The sequence below is a fragment of the Gammaproteobacteria bacterium genome (assembly GCA_014075255.1).
Lineage (GTDB): Bacteria > Pseudomonadota > Gammaproteobacteria > UBA4575 > UBA4575 > JABDMD01.
This window is the reverse complement of sequence record CP046178.1, coordinates 2,473,003-2,490,601: the sequence shown is the minus strand read 5'-3', so window position 1 is coordinate 2,490,601 and position 17,599 is coordinate 2,473,003. Positions and strand designations below refer to the sequence as shown.

The window sequence follows — 17,599 nt, the reverse complement described above, 5'->3', positions numbered from 1 at the left end:
GAAATCATTTATCTCGAATATAAATGGATTATAGAATTAACGATTCTCTCAACTTGACAGTCAGTAAGCGCACCAGACAATGGCAGGCTAACAGTCTGATCTCCATTTTTTATGGAATGTGGAAAGTCTATAGGATTTAAGCCTAATTTATTAATATAAAATTGGTAACTAGCTATACTTTTATAATGAACTCCTGTTCCAATTCCTGCATTTTTCATACCTTCAATAAACGAATCTCTAGAAATTTTCGATGACTGTTCGTTTATCTGAATTACAAACAAATGATGAGCATGCTTAACTTCACTCTTAGAAACGAAAGGCAAAATAACGGGCAAATCAGAAAGAGCCTCGATATAGAACTCACAAATTGATTGGCGACGCGCCCACATCTCTTCTACTCTTGCCAATTGATGTATTCCAAGAGATGCGCTTATATCTGTCATATTGTATTTAAAACCCGCATCATAGATTGAATAATGCTTATAGCCGTCGCTACCAAATCTATTCCAAGCATCATGATCCATCCCCTGCAAAGATAATTTACGTGATGCATTAATCATTTTTTTATCTTTAGCGATCATCATCCCACCTTCAGCAGTTACTACGTTTTTAGTAGAATAAAAACTGAAACAACCGTAATCCCCTATGGTCCCTATTTTTTTACCCTTATATTCACTCTCAATTGCATGTGCACAATCTTCAATAATAATTAAATTATTTTTGTTTGCAATTTCAACGATAGCGCCCATATCACAAGGCAATCCCGTTAAATGCACTGGAAGAATAACTTTTGTATTTTTCGTTATAACTGTTTCAATTTTATTGACATCAATATTTAATGTTTCCGGATCAATATCAACTAAAACTGGCGTCGCACCAGAATGTATTATTGCATTTACAGTTGCACAAAAAGTAGTTGCAGTAGTAATAACCTCGTCACCACTTTTTACACCTGCCGAGATTAATGCTAAATGTAATGCTGAAGTGCATGAATTTAGTGCAAGCGTATTTCCCGGAGATACATTTTTATATTTAGAAAAATCCTGCTCAAATCTAGAAACTTTAGGCCCAGTTCCAATCCAGCCACTTCGTAGTGTTTGCACAACTTCTGGAATTTCTTCATCTCTAATATCCGGCGCACCGAAAACGATAAATTCTTGTTCTTTAGTCACAACAATATAAAACCTTATGATTTAGCTACTTCAGCTTAATTGAACTGTTGTGACAAATACCACTTCACGGTTTCTTTGATTCCGAATTTAAATTCAGTTTTAGGGTACCAGTCACATTTATTTTTTATTTTTGTGCCATCTATAGAGTAACGCCAATCATGGCCTAAACGATCGTTAACAAATGTTAACAAAGATGCATATGGTTTTTTTGTAGGTCGAATATCGTCAAGTATTTTGCAAATTAATTTTGCTAGCTCTATATTTGATATTTCTAAATTACCTGGAACATTATATTTTTCACCCACTTTCCCACTTTCTATAATTGCCGCAATAGCTTCACAATGATCTGTAACGTTTATCCAATCACGAACATTACTTCCATCCCCGTACACAGGAATAGGTGCATTATCAACGCATGCTTTAACGATCACAGGAATAAACTTTTCAAGATGTTGATATGAACCATAATTGTTACTGCAATGGCTCATTGTTATTGGGAGACCATAAGTTTTGTGATACGCAAAAACGAGATGGTCTGAACTTGCCTTAGACGATGAATAAGGAGAACTTGGATTATAAACAGCAGTTTCATTTACGGGCTGCTGATCTACCCCAATACTTCCATATACCTCATCAGTTGAAACATGGTGAAAGCGTACATTATTATCAACTAGACCATTTCTACACCACTTTTTTCTAGCAACATCCAATAGTACATATGTTCCTACTATATTAGAGTTTATAAATTCATCAGGAGAAACGATCGAATTGTCCACATGACTTTCCGCTGCAAAATGAACAACAGTGTCTATTGAATACTTTTCAAAAATAGACGAAACAAGCTCTGAATCACAGATATCACCTTTAACAAAAGTGTAACCAGGAATAGAATTCAAACGTGAAACGTTTTGTTGCGATGATGCATATGTTAATTTATCAAGGTTAATAATTTTTGTTGCAAGCTCATTTAAAGACGTATGTTTAATAAAGTGGGAACCGATGAATCCCATGCCGCCAGTTACCAACATATTGTTAGGCTTATAAGTCATATAGATAGTGTATTTATACTAAAGTAAGAGCCGATTAGCTTCATGCAGCGATTCAAATGTACCTGCATCGGTCCATTCACCTTCATAAATATCAAATTCTAATTCTCCTTGCTCAATATACTTATTATTTACCGAAGTAATTTCAAGCTCTCCGTTTTTAGATGGAGATATCTCACTTATATAATCAAACACCTTGCTATCAAAAAAATACAAGCCAACAACTGCATAAGGAGATTTAGGAGTTTTAGGTTTTTCTTCGATTTCTATAATTTGGCGTTCGTCAAGAGCAGCAATACCAAACCTTGAGGGGTCATCAACTTTTTTAATTAAAACTCTAGCCCCAGTTTTCTGACAAGTAAATGAATTTACAAAAGGAATTATTTTTTCCTTAAATATATTATCGCCCAGCATTACACATAATTTTTCATGGCCTGCAAAAGACTTTGATAACGATAGAGCGTCTGCAATACCACCTGCATTTTTTTGTACTCTATATGTAATCTCACAACCAAATTCTTCTCCACTACCTAGACACCTCACGATATCACCCATATGATCGGTACTGGTTACTACTAAAATCTCAGTGATACCCGCACAAACCATTTGCCGAATTGGATGAAAAATCATTGGCTCTTTCCCAACTGGCAACAAATGCTTATTGGTTACCTTTGTGAGAGGGAATAGCCTCGTACCCTTTCCGCCTGCTAAAACTACACCTTTCATTTTCAGTTACCTTTGATCCACATGCTTAAACATTTTCATAATATAGTGTTGTGAATTGTAAAATAGTCTTGTACTTTCAGATAGTTACTTACTGGCCAACTGTCGGATTATCGCTACCGGCAGGCAAAACCTGGTTCCCTTACAAACAAGATTGAAGGATTATCTCTATGTGCTTGATTTCCATCTAATTTGGAACTGTGCATTTTAAATACTTAATTCAGAAATTTCAGATCTCAGTATTGAATCAAATAATTAGTTTAAACTTTTACGTCTCACTAAAAATTACTATAACTATCTGTTAATATTATAATTTTAGTATTGGAATCATAAATGGCAACAGCTGCATCTACAATAAGAATAAGTGGATTATCTCGTAGACTTATTAATGACGGATTCGTAAGCGAACAAGATGCTGCAAATGCTCAAAAAGAAGCTCACGATAACGGCGTAGCTTTAACAACCTATTTAGTCAAAAATGAAATAATTGATGCAAGTGACCTTGCTCACTCTGCTTCGAATGAATTTGGCATTCCGCTCTTAAATATTAATTCTGTTGACCTGGAATCATTGCCAAGCAACTTAGTCCCAGAAAAATTAATTCGCCAACACCATGCTTTACCCATTCAAAAGCGCGGTAACCGCTTATTTGTAGCAATTTCAGACCCGATGAATTTAGCCGCATTAGATGAATTCAAGTTTAACACAGGCATCACTACTGAAGCTGTTCTGGTAGAAGAAGATAAGCTTGAAAAGATTATAGATAAAGCTCTTGAACTGGGCGACAAATCACTCGACATGGATGGCTTGCTAGATGATGACCTAGATAATCTTGATGTATCGCATGGTGATGATGATTTAGAAGATGGTGGTGATTCTGATATAGATGACACACCAATTGTACGCTTTGTAAATAAATGCTTACTCGATGCAATCAACAAAAAGGCATCAGATGTCCATTTTGAACCATATGAAAAAGTATACCGTGTGCGTTTTAGAATTGATGGTGTACTTGAGGAAATTGCGAACCCTCCACAAAATCTTGCACCAAGAATATCTGCGCGAATAAAAGTTATGTCACGTTTAGATATATCTGAACGCCGCATCCCGCAAGATGGGCGCATTAAGATGCAACTTTCTAAAAAACGTTCTATCGATTTTCGTGTCAATACATGCCCAACATTATTTGGCGAAAAAATTGTACTGCGTATTTTAGATCCTACTAGCGCACAACTTGGTATTGATGCACTTGGATATGAAGAACACCAAAAACAACTTTACCTTAATGCATTATCTAAGCCATATGGATTGATCTTAGTAACGGGCCCAACGGGTAGCGGAAAAACTGTGTCTCTTTATACGGGTCTGAATATTCTAAACACAGCAGATCGCAATATTTCTACTGCTGAAGATCCAGCTGAAATCAACATGCCTGGAGTCAACCAGGTAAACGTTAACCCTAAAGTAGGCTTGACCTTCGCCTCAGCCCTACGCGCCTTTCTGCGACAAGATCCAGACATCATCATGGTAGGCGAGATTCGAGATCTAGAAACAGCCGAAATAGCCGTTAAAGCAGCTCAAACAGGTCATCTGGTCTTATCCACCTTGCATACTAATGATGCCCCACAGACACTAACTCGATTAGCTAATATGGGTGTACCCCCATATAACATAGCATCAGCTGTAAGTTTAATTATCGCACAACGCCTTGCACGCCGACTTTGCGAACCATGCAAAGTCATCGATGATGTACCAAAAGAAGCACTCATTGAAGAAGGTTTTCTAGAGACAGAAATTGATGAATTGAAAATTTACAAAGCTGCAGGTTGCGATCAATGCAACAATACTGGCTATAAAGGACGCACAGGTATTTACCAGGTTTTAGCGATATCAGAAGAAATGGGGACTATGATTATGGAAAATGGCAATGCCATACAGCTGGCCGAACAAGCCAAGAAAGAAGGCTATCCAGATTTACGCCTTTCAGGATTAGAAAAAGTTCGCACAGGAATGTTAAGCCTGGAAGAACTAAACCGTGTGACAAAGGATTAACGCAATGGCAACCGCAACCGCAACGAGCCCTAATGCAGTTATTTTTGTATGGGAAGGCGTAGACCGTAAAGGCACACGCGTAAAAGGGGAAGCACAAGCTTCAAATGAAATTCTACTGAAAGCAGACTTGCGCCGACAAGGAATTAATCCTCTAAAAGTTAAGAAAAAACCTAAACCTTTATTCGGTGGCGGCAAAAAAATTGTCCCGAAAGATATAGCTATATTCGCAAGGCAACTAGCAACAATGATGGCGGCAGGAGTGCCACTTGTTCAAGCTTTTGAAATTATTGGTCGCGGCCATGAAAAGCCCGCTATGCAAGAACTTATCATGAGTGTTAAAGCTGACGTAGAATCTGGTACTGCATTAGCGCATGCCTTAGAAAAACACCCGAAGTATTTTGATGACCTATTTTGCAACCTGGTAGATGCAGGAGAACAATCTGGCGCGTTAGAAACACTGCTTGATAAAATAGCAATGTACAAAGAGAAAACTGAAGAACTAAAAGGTAAGGTCAAAAAAGCACTCTTTTATCCAACTGCAGTACTTGTAGTGGCTTTTATCGTATCCGGCATTCTTTTGCTATTTGTTGTCCCGCAATTCCAAGAATTGTTCCAAGGGTTCGGCGCTGACTTGCCTGCATTTACTCAAATGGTTATCAACCTATCTGTATTCCTACAAAAATGGTGGTGGTTAGTACTCTTAATCATTGGCGCAGCAATATTTGGGTTTGTCACCGCAAAAAGAAAATCACTTGCTTTACGACGTGGACTTGATAAAGCATCACTCAAAATTCCTGTAATAGGTTCGATTTTAGAAAAGTCTGCCATTGCAAGATTTGCCAGAACATTAGCAACTATGTTTGCTGCAGGTGTTCCACTTGTAGAGGCCATGCAATCGGTAGCAGGCGCCACAGGAAATTCAGTTTTTGAAGAAGCTACATTGCGAATGAAAGATGAAGTCTCTACCGGTACTCAGTTACAACAGAGCATGCGCTCAACCAACTTATTTCCAAATATGGTTGTACAGATGGTTGCCATTGGTGAGGAATCAGGCTCATTAGATGAAATGCTAGGTAAAGTAGCCGATTTCTATGAGGCTGAAGTAGACAATTTAGTAGACGGCCTCAGCAGCTTATTGGAACCTCTTATTATGGCCATTTTAGGTGTTGTAGTCGGTGGATTAGTAATTGCTATGTACTTACCAATATTCAAACTTGGCGCTGTAGTTTAAATAAAAGTATTTCTACTTCCATCTGATAGCTAATAATATTGAATTTTCTAGATAATTCGATCCTGAGTTTTATTGCTAATAACTCAGCGATGTTACTGAGTTACAGCTTCATCATTGGCGCTTTTATTGGTAGCTTTCTAAACGTTGTAATTCATCGTATACCGGTGATGATGGAGCGACAATGGAAGAGCGAGTGCCAAGAATTGCTCTCACCTGATACTGAATCTCCTGCACTCTCAAAATACAACCTCAGTGTTCCTAGATCACATTGCCCAGCTTGTGACCATCAAGTCAAAGCGATTGAAAATATCCCGGTCATTAGTTACTTATTTCTGAAAGGGAAATGCAGTAATTGTGGGATTAAAATTTCACCTCAGTATCCATTTGTTGAATTACTAACAGCAATCTTCACAACGATTATTGTTTGGAAGTTTGGCTTTAGTCCGCAAGCACTTGGAGGAGTTATATTTACTTGGTTTTTGATCGCACTTAGTGGCATAGATATAAAAACTCAATTGCTACCCGACAATTTAACCTTCCCGTTTTTATGGCTAGGTATTATTTTTAATCTTTTTTCAACCTATACAGATTTAAACTCAAGTGTACTCGGAGCCATTTTTGGTTATCTCGCATTATGGTTAGTATTCCACTTATTTAAGCTAATTACTGGTAAAGAAGGCATGGGTTATGGTGACTTTAAATTACTTGCTGCGCTAGGTGCATGGCTAGGTTGGCAGACTCTACCTTTAATTATCCTGCTATCCTCAGCGGTAGGTGCTGTTATTGGTATTTTTATGATCGTGACAAAGCTACAAGAACGCAGCCAACCCATTCCATTCGGCCCCTACCTAGCAGTAGCAGGATGGATTGCAATGTTGTACGGTAACCAACTAATAGCCCTATATTTGAATTAAACTTAATAATTAATATCCATAACGACTATGTTGGTGATAGGCCTAACAGGCGGAATTGGATGCGGCAAAAGCCTCGTTTCTGATCTTTTCCATGATCTATATACTATTCCAATCATTGATGCAGACATCATCGCAAGAGAGCTCTCTCAAACCACCCCGGTAATCGAGCTAATTTCTCAGCAACTCGGGGCAGATTATTTAGACGAAAATAAACAGCTGTTACGCGTAAAATTAAGAAAGGCAATTTTTTCTGATCCAGACATTCGTACCACGCTAGAAAATATTCTCCATCCATTAGTGTATGATGACATTAGCAAGCAGCTTAGCGAAATTAAAGCTAACTACTGCATTGTCGTTATTCCATTATTACTTGAAACCAAACGAACAGATATTCTTGACCGCATTTTAGTCGTAGATTGCACTATTGAAGAACAAATTTTACGTGTAACGAAAAGAGACCAGTGCAGCGAACTTCATGTTAAAAATATTATTGCAACACAAATAGATCGAGATAGTCGTTTATCGCTAGCAGATGATATTATTGAAAATAGCGAAAGTATTTCACTTGTAAAAGAAAAAATCGCTTTACTACATAAAAAATATACCGAACTTAGCATACCCCATAACAAATTATGAACATTGCTACTGATACAAATGAAATATGTTATGAGCAACCGCTTAATGAGCGTATGCGAACATTTTTACGCTACGAAGAATTAACTCGCCGCTTTAATTTTTTTGCTAAGCAAGAAAGTAGCTCTGACTCACATGCTGCGCTTCTAACATTAATAGAAATACTGAGCTTAGTATCCCGCGGGGATCTTAAACAAGAGCTATTAAAAGAATTAAAGCGACAGATCGATACACTAGAGCAACTTTCAAATAAACCTAAGCTGAATACTAGCAAACTAACTGAAATTTTATCGATACATAAAAATACATTTGATCACTTACATACTATACGTGGCCAAATTGGTCATCACCTTAAAGAAAATGATTTCTTAAATAGTATTCGGCAACGTGCTGTTATCCCTGGCGGGACTTGTGATTTTGATTTACCTGAATATCATCACTGGCTATCTTTGTCCTTTAATCAGCGCAGCAAAGTGTTATTAGAATGGATTGAACCGTTTGAGATTGTGCAACAAAGCGTTTACCAGGCACTTCGCTTAATCAGAGAAAGCACTCAATATGTCAATAAATCTGCTGCCAATGGCTTCTATGATCAAAACCTAGACCCAAATTCACCTAATCAACTAATACGTATTGCTATCGCCAAAAAACATAATTTTTTCCCTGAATGTAGCGCTGGCAAACACCGTTTTTCGATTCGCTTTTTATTACAAAATGATCCCAATACCACTCCTAAGCAAACTGGAGTTAGCATTGATTTCAAACTTGCGTGTTGTACATTTTAGTTAGTTATACCCCATACATTCCTAATAGCAGCAACTCCCTGTCCACCACTCAATACGCTTGCCTCTACATCGTCAACACCAAGACCACCAATCGCATAAACAGGAATCAAACTTTTCTTAGCAAGTATTGAAAACATTTTCCACCCGAGAGCCTTACTATTTTCACAAGTATGTTTTTCAATAACAGGGCCTAAATTTATATAATCCAAACCAAGTGAATTTGCATGCTCAATTTCATGTGCATTATGACAAGATGCTCCTACTAAATAATCTGTACTGAGAGGCCTCTTTTTAGCATCTAGTAATTTATCACTCGTTAAATGTAATCCTGTTGCTGGTAATTCAGTAAAGTATTCTAAATTTGTGTTTAAAATTAAATCGACCCCGTGTTTTTTGCATAGCTCGTTACATCGCTTTGCTAGCTGGGAATATTCTGGAAGTTCCAACTCATGTGAACGAAGTTGAATGATACGAGTTGACGGTCTACTCACTACTACTTCAAACTTTTTTAAGAAGTTACTAGAGTCTTGAGTATAGTTAGGAGTAACTGGAAATACTTTGGGCAACTGTAAAGCCCGTATAATTCCATAGTTAGCGGCGGGAAATTTTTCACTATCCAGTGACGCAATCGGCTTCCAGAAAACCTCTTGTCCTTCATGTGCCACTACTTTCCCTGAATACTCGTTTACAACATAAACATCCAGTAGCACCTTCCTATCTGAGTAGGAATATGGAATCTGAATCAGCCGGACAAACTTCGATACATCGATATTTAATTCTTCAGCGAGCTCTCTTATCAAAGCCTTAATTGCAGTTTCATTTTTTTCTACCTTACCGCCAGGAAATTCTAGAAAACCTCCTAAATGAGTACCTGGCTTTCTCCTACTAACAAGAACCTCTTGCTTATTGTTTTGTATGATTCCGATAACGATATGAAGACACTTTTGCTCTGTTAAAGTGTTCACTATTAAAAGACCTATATATTAAGTCCGATATTCTGCATTGATCTTCACATAGTCATACGAAAGATCAGTAGTCCACACAGTGGCTCCAAAGCCACCCTCATCCAGCTGCAAACAAAATTGAATTTCGTCTTTTTGCATTTCTTTCTGGCCACTTTTTTCACTATAACCATCTGCCAATTCACCATGGTCGATAACATTTAAACCATTGATATATAAAGATATATTACGAATTTGCATAGGCTCTTTAGTTGCTCGTCCTGCTGCAGCCAATATACGGCCCCAATTTGGATCACTAGCAAACGCGGCTGTTTTTACCAGTGGAGAATGTGCAATGGTGAATGCGATTTCACGTGCTATTGATTTACTTTTTGCTTGCTCAACCTTAACCGAAATATATTTTGTGATCCCTTCACCATCTCGAATAATGGATTGCGCTAATTTTAAAAATATAGAATTTAAGGCAGTAACAAATTTTTCTTTAGCTTGCTTAGACAGATCGTTGAATCCCAAGTTCGATTTACCTGTTGCAACTAGCACACAAGAGTCATTAGTTGAGGTGTCGCCGTCAACTGTAATACAGTGAAATGATTGATCAACCGCTTGTTCTAAAAGATCACACAAGCTCCCATTATTGATGTTTAAATCTGTAGCAACATATGCAAGCATCGTTGCCATATCAGGACGAATCATACCCGCCCCCTTTGCTATACCCGTAATTAAAATTTCATTCTCATCTAGATTAATTTTTTCGGAATAACCTTTAGTCACAGTATCTGTAGTCATAATGGCCTTAGCAGCACTCAGCCATGCATCACCATTTAATGCTTTTAATAGGACTGGTAGTGATTTCGTAATTTTCTCTACGGGTAACAGCTCACCAATTACGCCAGTTGAAAACGGTAGCACTTCTGAATCGACACAATTAACTTCTGAAGCAAGCGTGGCGCATGTTTGTTCTGCATCAGCTATACCCTGCTTACCAAGACCCGCATTTGCATTACCTGAATTGATCAACAAATATTTTGGCGTTGATACTTTTAAGTGCTTTCGAGTAATTTCAACAGGCGCAGCACAGAATTGATTTTTTGTGAGCACAACTGCGGTACTTGAACCCTCTGACAATTCAAACAGTACGAGATCATCTCGATCTTTATATTTAATTCCTGCAGCTGCTGTAGCAATTCGGATCCCCGAAACAGGCAGAAGATTTATTGGAGCTTGTAGTGAGATTGCCATAGCTAACTGTAACTCGCCTCAAGGAAAGTAAGCAAAATATTTTTTTCAGGCTGTCTTGAAGATGGTTTCTTACGTTAACTTACCGTGGCATTGTTTGAATTTTTTGCCTGATCCACAATGACAAGGGTCATTGCGACCTAATTTTTTATCGGTACGTTTATAAGGTTCTTGTTTGATTTGCTCTTCTGACTGTGGAGAAGCTTCTTGCTGTTGTTCCGGGTGCAAAATATCATCCGCCTGTGCATGTTGATACTGAACATTATCAGGCACCTGCTGAGCGGCCTCCATAGCTTTAATTTCTTCCAAAGTTGGGAGCTCTACTCTGGAAATTAATGAAATTGTCTCGTGCTTAATTAGCTCCAACATTTCTTGGAACATACCAAAAGCTTCACGTTTATATTCTTGCTTGGGATTCTTTTGCGCATAACCGCGTAACCCTATGCCTTGGCGCAAATAATCCATTGCTGCAAGATGTTCTTTCCAGCGATTATCCAGCACTTTTAACATCATGTCTTTTTCAAGTCTGCGCATTATTTCAGGACCCACACGATCTTGTTTTTCCTGGAATAATTTAGCGACACGTTGATGCATTCTTTCACGCACTTCTTCTTCCGCTACAGCATCTTCGTCATCAAGCCATTGTTGAATAGGAAAAGAAAGGCCAAAATCATTTTTAAATGCGTTGGACAAGCCCTCAATATCCCATTGCTCATCCATGCTTCCAGCTGGAAGGTACTCACTAATTGCAACATCAACAACATCTTCGCGTATATCTGCTAGATTCTCTGAAATATCATCTTCTAACATTAAGTCACGTCGCTGTTCATAAACCACTTTGCGTTGATCATTTGCTACATCATCGTATTCAAGAAGATTTTTACGAATATCAAAGTTATGTGCCTCTACTTTACGCTGCGCATTTTCAATCGCTTTAGATACCCATGGGTGCTCGATCGATTCACCGGATTGCATCCCTAGTTTTTGCATCAAACCACGGACCTTTTCGGATGCAAATATACGCATCAGATTATCTTCCATTGAAAGATAGAAACGACTTGAACCCGAATCACCTTGCCGACCTGAACGACCGCGCAATTGATTATCAATGCGACGAGACTCATGCCGCTCGGTGCCAATGATATGTAGCCCACCCGAACTGAGTACCGCCTCATGTCGTTTTTGCCATTCTGCTTTAACAGAATCAGCTTTATCTGCATTCTCAGATTGTTGTAATTCAGCATCTAAGCTGCCGCCTAATACAATATCTGTACCTCGACCTGCCATGTTTGTTGCAATGGTCACCTTACCTGGCATTCCTGCCTGGGTAATAATATGTGACTCTTTTTCGTGCTGCTTAGCATTCAACACCTGATGTTCGATATCCGATTTTTTCAACACATTTGAAATTAATTCGGACGATTCAATTGAAGTTGTGCCCACTAATACAGGTTGACCACGCTGCACACAATCTTTTATATCCGTAATAATGGCGTCATATTTTTCGTTCAATGTCAGGTAAACCAAATCACCCATATCATTGCGAACCATATCTCTATGCGTTGGAATCACCACCACTTCCAAACCATAGATAGACTGAAATTCAAACGCTTCGGTATCGGCAGTACCGGTCATGCCAGAGAGCTTATTATAGAGACGAAAATAATTTTGGAAGGTGATCGAAGCTAGAGTTTGATTTTCATTTTGTATTTTCACACCTTCTTTAGCTTCAACCGCTTGGTGCAAGCCATCAGACCAACGTCGTCCTGGCATGGTGCGACCCGTAAATTCATCTACAATGACGACTTGGCCGTCTTGGACAATGTAATCAACATCCTTCTGAAACAGCACGTGTGCGCGCAATGCTGCATTTACATGATGTAAGAGATTGATATTTGTAGTGTCGTAAAGCGTTTCACCATCACTCAGTAAGCCCTGATTGGATAATAAATCCTCAATATTTTGATGACCTTCTTCGGTAAGAAATATTTGTCGACTCTTTTCATCAACACTGTAATCTCCAGGACCCTCTTCTTCTTGTTGTACAACCAACTTTGGCACTAGTTTGTTGATAGCAATATACATTTCTGAATTTTCGCCACTCGGCCCAGAAATAATCAAAGGTGTCCGCGCTTCATCAATTAAAATTGAATCGACTTCATCCACCACTGCAAAATTCAAATCACGCTGCACACAACCCTCAATAGAAAATTCCATGTTGTCACGCAGATAATCAAAACCAAACTCATTATTAGTACCGTAAGTGATATCTGCAGCATAAGCTTGTTGTCGCGCCTCGTGCATCATGCCGCCCGTAACGACGCCTACACTAAGACCTAGAAAGCGGTATATCTGCCCCATCCACTCTGCATCACGTGTCGCCAGATAATCGTTAACCGTCACTACATGCGCACCCTTGCCTGTCAGCGCATTTAAATAAATTGGCAAGGTAGCAACCAAAGTTTTACCTTCACCAGTGCGCATTTCAGCTATATTTCCATCGTTTAACACCATGCCACCAATTAGTTGCACATCAAAATGGCGCATTTCTAATACACGACTTGCGGTTTCCCGAACCGTAGCAAAAGCATCGGACAGAAGATCTTCTAAAACTGTCCCGTTACTAAGTTTATCTCGAAATTCTGCAGTTTTATTCTTCAGCGCCTCATCGCTCAGCGCTTTATAAGACTCTTCTAAGTCATTTATTTGCTTAACTGCTTTAGCATATTGATTGACCAGTCGTTGATTACGACTTCCAAACAGTTTTTTAGTAACCTTTTGAAACATAATTTATGAGGTATGAATAATAATATTACTGAACGTACACTATAGAGAAATGCCTGTTTTTTAGATTGCGAAACAAACAGCAATACGAGCCGGCTCTACCAATGCTAATTATTGGGTAAATGGAATATAAGTTTAATATAGGAGCAAGCTAGAGATTATACACTAGCCTAGAACAAAGTTGACTAGTAGAAAGTAGACTAGCTAGAAAGAATTCTACAAAGTAGTTAACGCCGCAGCCCTACTCTATAAATTTCATGGGATCGATACGAGCACCGTCCTTAATGACCTCAAAATGCACATGAGGACCAGTTGAACGACCTGTGCTACCAAGTTTGGCTATCACTTGGCCGCGCTTAATCGCTTCGCCTACCTGTACGTGTACCATCTGATTATGCCCATAACGAGTGACATAGCCATTACCATGATCAATCTCAACAAGATAACCATAGGCACCTTTTTTGCTCGCGTGAGTTATCACTCCACCAGCAACCGCTACGACATCGTTACCCGCTTTACCAGCAAAATCAACACCTCTATGTGTCTCCGTCTTGCCACTAAATGGACTGGTGCGTTTACCGAAGTAAGATGAGATCCAGCCATGAATAACCGGTCGGCCCTGTGGACGAGTTTCTTGTTCTAATTTCTCGTCGATAAGTAAATCGTTAAGCACTCGTAATTGATATTCACGATTATCAATTTCAGTATTAAGTCTTGCGAGCACTGCATCAATCTCCATATCAACGTGTGCTTCGCCATCACCTGATGCATTCGGACCGCCAAGACCAGGCACAGAGTCAAAACTAAATTCATCTGCTTCCAAACCAGCCATAGTGACGAGCATATTGCCTAGCGCGTCAATACGGTTTACATGCGCCTGTATTAGACCCACTTTAGTGGTTAGTGCGTCTACGTGAGTTTCACTTTCGCGCTTAGCAATTTGTAAACGTTCTTTTTGTGCACTTACATCCGCCTTCCATTCGTTCAGTAAAGTTTTATGGCCAAATGAAATGCCCAACAGATAACCACCGCCCAACAACACGGCTGAAAGCGCGATTAACCCCAAAAATACACTTATTTTATTGAATCCACGCAATGGGTTTGCATAGATATGATTTGTTTGCGGACGCGGGAAAATGATAATGTTCATCTAAAATTCTTTATACTTATTATGTAAAGTCCCTGTTAATGTATTAATACAATCCATGTATATAACAATCTGATGCAAAAATTTTCTTCCTACATCAGCGTAGATCTGCAAAAAAAAGCAAAGCTGCTTCACAGGCTCACCTTGAGCATAAGAATGCAGTTGCCTAAAGACCTAGCCAGTCACTGTTGGGTTGCAAGTATCGAAAATCGCACCCTTACGATCATTACGGACGATCCTAATAGGGCAAGTATTATTCGATTCCAACAACGTGAGATATTGAAGCAACTGAATCAAGAACTAAGTCTTACTGTAAAGGAATACTTGAATCAAATAAAGGTTAAAATATGTAACGTTATCAATGGCGTAAATCATCCGACGAAAGCCGAATATTTGTCCATTGGGAGCGCAAATCACATCAAACAGTGCGCCAAAGATATCAAGGACTTAGAGCTTCAAAAAGCCATGCAACGCCTAAGCGAAAGAGGCAAATTTGATCGAAATTAGATGGTTTTTTAGCTTAATAGAGTTTCAGCTAGAAAGTTGATTATGAGCTGGCACTGATCGGACGACTATAGAAAATAGGCACATCTTCTGCATCATCTTCAAAGGTCACCTCTTCCCAGGCATCAGTAACCAAGACAAGTTTACGTAACAACTTATTGTTTAGCGCATGACCGGACTTATGACCGCTAAATGCGCCTATTAAGCTATGCCCTAGCAAATACAAATCACCAATTGCATCGAGAATTTTATGTTTCACAAATTCGTCTTCGTAACGAAGACCATCTTCATTAAGAATGCGGTGCTCATCAACTGCAATAGAGTTATCCAGGCTTCCGCCTAAAGCAAGATTTTGTGATCGCAGTGTTTCAAAATCGCGCATAAATCCAAACGTACGTGAACGTGAAACTTCTTTAACAAATGATGTGGTAGAAAAATCGAGTTCTGCTTTTTGTGGTCCAGCTTTGAAAACAGGATGATCAAAATCGATTGTGAAACCAACTTTGAAACCATCAAAAGGATCAAACCGTGCCCACTTATCATTTTCTTTAATTTCAACTGCTTTGGTAATACGTATAAATTTCTTCGGGGCATTTTGCTCAATAATTCCTGCAGACTGAACCAAGAACACAAAAGGACCTGCACTGCCATCCATAATAGGTACTTCAGGGGCGCTCACATCAACATAGGCATTATCAATTCCAAGCCCTGCAATTGCTGACAATAGATGTTCAACCGTTGAGATGCGGACTTCACCAGACACTAAGGTTGTTGAGAGACTGGTGTCTCCAACATTTTCCGGACTGGCTTTGATTTCGACAGGTGGATCAAGATCAATACGCCTGAATACGATACCGTTTTCAACGGGAGCAGGCCTTAAGGTTAAATACACCTTCTTTCCTGTATGCAATCCCACCCCAGTGGCACGTATTACATTTTTTAGCGTTCTTTGTTTTATCACGGACCGTAAATCCTATTCGATCGCAGTTAGCAAATGGACATCCCTATGTGGATGTACCAGCACAATGTATTGGTATTTTCATTAGCCTCGCATGAAAACACCATTTAAAAACCGCGACATTATTACACAAATCCCACAATTACGTCGCTTGAGATATATGAACCCAGCAGCGTTATTTGGTTCCGTTTAAACCATCTCATTAAGCAGACAATCAATCGGCTATTAATCAGCCTATTAGTCGGCCTGCCTGCGCAAGAATGCTGGAATATCCAAGTAATCCAGATCATAGTCATCTTCTTTCTCACTGGCTACAGCTTTAGTACGATTCTCTGCGCGTATCGCGACTGGAGCTTCTAAATCATCTCCAAGCCCTGCGACCGCTGGATCCTCAATTACCATTTTAGTCTGAGTTTCAACCAACTTAACGGTTGGTCTAGCGGGTATAGCCACACTTGGAGCGCCAATACCCGTCGCCACTAATGTCACTCGTAGATTATCTGCCATAGATTCGTCAATCACCGTGCCGACAACAACGGTCGCATCATCAGAAGCCAGTCCTTTTATATGATTACCCACTTCTTCAAATTCACCGATTGACAGGCAACTGCTTGCAGTCACATTTACCAGAATACCCTTAGCACCTGAAATATTTATATCTTCAAGCAATGGACTTGAAATTGCTGATTCAGCAGCTTCACGTGCACGTTCAGTTCCTACAGACATTCCTGAACCCATCATAGCCATCCCCATCTCTGACATTACAGTTCGTACATCAGCAAAGTCGACATTGATTAAGCCTGGGCAAGTTATCAATTCTGCAATACCCTGCACCGCACCATGCAACACATCATTTGCAGATTTAAATGCTTCAAGTAAATTTGTGTCTTTACCTAATACGGTTAATAATTTTTCGTTAGGTATCGTTATTAATGAGTCAACATGCTTACTAAGCTCTTCAATTCCCGTGTCTGCAATCTGCATGCGTTTCCCGCCTTCAAACGGGAACGGCTTGGTCACAACCGCTACGGTTAAAATTCCGAGTTCTTTGGCAACTTCGGCCACGACTGGCGCAGCACCTGTGCCTGTACCACCGCCCATGCCAGCCGTGATAAACAACATATCCGCACCTGCAATGACATCATGAATACGATCTCTATCTTCAATTGCTGCTTCACGGCCCACGACAGGATTAGCACCCGCACCTAAGCCTTTAGTAATTTCACTACCCAACTGCATAACTGTTTTTGCGTTGGTATTTTTCAGTGCTTGCGAATCAGTATTCGCACAAACAAAATCAACTCCTTCAATTGCAGAGTTAACCATATGTTTCACTGCGTTACCGCCGCCGCCGCCAACACCTATGACTTTAATTACAGCACTCTGACTGTATGCGTCCATTAATTCAAACATGATATTTCTCCTCTAGTTACATGCTAAAAATTTGACAAA

15 protein-coding genes are annotated in these 17,599 nt (G+C 39.4%); 6 read left to right on the top strand and 9 right to left on the bottom strand.

What is annotated here, in order from left to right; all coding sequences use genetic code 11:
- Positions 1-8: 8 nt before the first annotated feature.
- Genes GKR92_12730 through GKR92_12720 form a run of 3 tightly spaced genes read right to left on the bottom strand, consistent with a single transcriptional unit; the run spans position 9 to position 2,944 of the window.
- Positions 9-1,172 carry an aminotransferase class I/II-fold pyridoxal phosphate-dependent enzyme gene (locus tag GKR92_12730; protein ID QMU62514.1) on the bottom strand — a complete coding sequence of 388 codons (1,164 nt, stop codon included), beginning with the start codon at positions 1,170-1,172 and terminating at the stop codon, positions 9-11.
- Positions 1,173-1,207: 35 nt separating this feature from the next.
- Positions 1,208-2,221: a dTDP-glucose 4,6-dehydratase gene (rfbB, locus tag GKR92_12725; protein ID QMU62513.1), complete on the bottom strand. Its 1,014-nt coding sequence runs from the start codon at positions 2,219-2,221 to the stop codon at positions 1,208-1,210.
- An 18-nt stretch (positions 2,222-2,239) separates the two neighbouring features.
- The gene (locus GKR92_12720; GenBank protein ID QMU62512.1) at positions 2,240-2,944 is read right to left on the bottom strand and encodes an NTP transferase domain-containing protein; all 705 of its coding nucleotides are present in this window, start codon (positions 2,942-2,944) and stop codon (positions 2,240-2,242) included.
- A 330-nt stretch (positions 2,945-3,274) separates the two neighbouring features.
- Here GKR92_12720 and pilB point away from each other — a divergent pair, with 330 nt between their 5' ends.
- The 5 genes from pilB (at position 3,275) to zapD (ending at position 8,556) form a co-directional block, all read left to right on the top strand.
- Positions 3,275-4,993, top strand: coding sequence for a type IV-A pilus assembly ATPase PilB (gene pilB / locus GKR92_12715; GenBank protein ID QMU62511.1), 1,719 nt, complete (start codon positions 3,275-3,277; stop codon positions 4,991-4,993).
- Positions 4,994-4,997: 4 nt separating this feature from the next.
- Positions 4,998-6,224 (top strand): type II secretion system F family protein, encoded by a 1,227-nt coding sequence (locus GKR92_12710; GenBank protein QMU62510.1) that lies wholly within the window; start codon positions 4,998-5,000, stop codon positions 6,222-6,224.
- Positions 6,225-6,313: 89 nt separating this feature from the next.
- Entirely contained in the window at positions 6,314-7,138 is an 825-nt protein-coding gene (locus tag GKR92_12705) for a prepilin peptidase (GenBank protein QMU62804.1), read from the top strand.
- Positions 7,139-7,165: 27 nt separating this feature from the next.
- Positions 7,166-7,774 carry a dephospho-CoA kinase gene (locus GKR92_12700; GenBank protein ID QMU62509.1) on the top strand — a complete coding sequence of 203 codons (609 nt, stop codon included), beginning with the start codon at positions 7,166-7,168 and terminating at the stop codon, positions 7,772-7,774.
- Positions 7,771-8,556 (top strand): cell division protein ZapD, encoded by a 786-nt coding sequence (zapD, locus tag GKR92_12695; GenBank protein ID QMU62508.1) that lies wholly within the window; start codon positions 7,771-7,773, stop codon positions 8,554-8,556. The genes GKR92_12700 and zapD overlap by 4 nt, the downstream gene beginning before the upstream one ends.
- Here zapD and GKR92_12690 read toward each other — a convergent pair.
- The 4 genes from GKR92_12690 to GKR92_12675 all read right to left on the bottom strand — a co-directional run bounded on the left by GKR92_12690 (position 8,553) and on the right by GKR92_12675 (position 14,577).
- Entirely contained in the window at positions 8,553-9,536 is a 984-nt protein-coding gene (locus GKR92_12690; protein ID QMU62507.1) for a Nudix family hydrolase, read from the bottom strand. The two genes, zapD and GKR92_12690, sit on opposite strands and share 4 nt — an antisense overlap.
- A 3-nt stretch (positions 9,537-9,539) precedes the next feature.
- The gene (gene argJ / locus GKR92_12685) at positions 9,540-10,757 is read right to left on the bottom strand and encodes a bifunctional glutamate N-acetyltransferase/amino-acid acetyltransferase ArgJ (protein QMU62506.1); all 1,218 of its coding nucleotides are present in this window, start codon (positions 10,755-10,757) and stop codon (positions 9,540-9,542) included.
- A 69-nt stretch (positions 10,758-10,826) separates the two neighbouring features.
- Complete coding sequence (gene secA / locus GKR92_12680; GenBank protein QMU62505.1) at positions 10,827-13,541, bottom strand: preprotein translocase subunit SecA; 2,715 nt, start codon at positions 13,539-13,541, stop codon at positions 10,827-10,829.
- Positions 13,542-13,779: 238 nt separating this feature from the next.
- Positions 13,780-14,577, bottom strand: coding sequence for a peptidoglycan DD-metalloendopeptidase family protein (locus GKR92_12675; protein ID QMU62803.1), 798 nt, complete (start codon positions 14,575-14,577; stop codon positions 13,780-13,782).
- Positions 14,578-14,760: 183 nt separating this feature from the next.
- Between GKR92_12675 and GKR92_12670 the strand changes: the two genes are divergently transcribed.
- Positions 14,761-15,192: a DUF721 domain-containing protein gene (locus tag GKR92_12670; GenBank protein QMU62504.1), complete on the top strand. Its 432-nt coding sequence runs from the start codon at positions 14,761-14,763 to the stop codon at positions 15,190-15,192.
- Positions 15,193-15,232: 40 nt separating this feature from the next.
- Here the strand turns inward: GKR92_12670 and GKR92_12665 are convergent, their stop codons facing one another.
- Positions 15,233-16,150 carry a UDP-3-O-acyl-N-acetylglucosamine deacetylase gene (locus GKR92_12665; protein ID QMU62503.1) on the bottom strand — a complete coding sequence of 306 codons (918 nt, stop codon included), beginning with the start codon at positions 16,148-16,150 and terminating at the stop codon, positions 15,233-15,235.
- Between the two features lie 234 nt (positions 16,151-16,384).
- A complete protein-coding gene (ftsZ, locus tag GKR92_12660; GenBank protein ID QMU62502.1) occupies positions 16,385-17,560 on the bottom strand; it encodes a cell division protein FtsZ in 1,176 nt (391 codons plus the stop codon).
- Positions 17,561-17,599 lie beyond the last annotated feature (39 nt).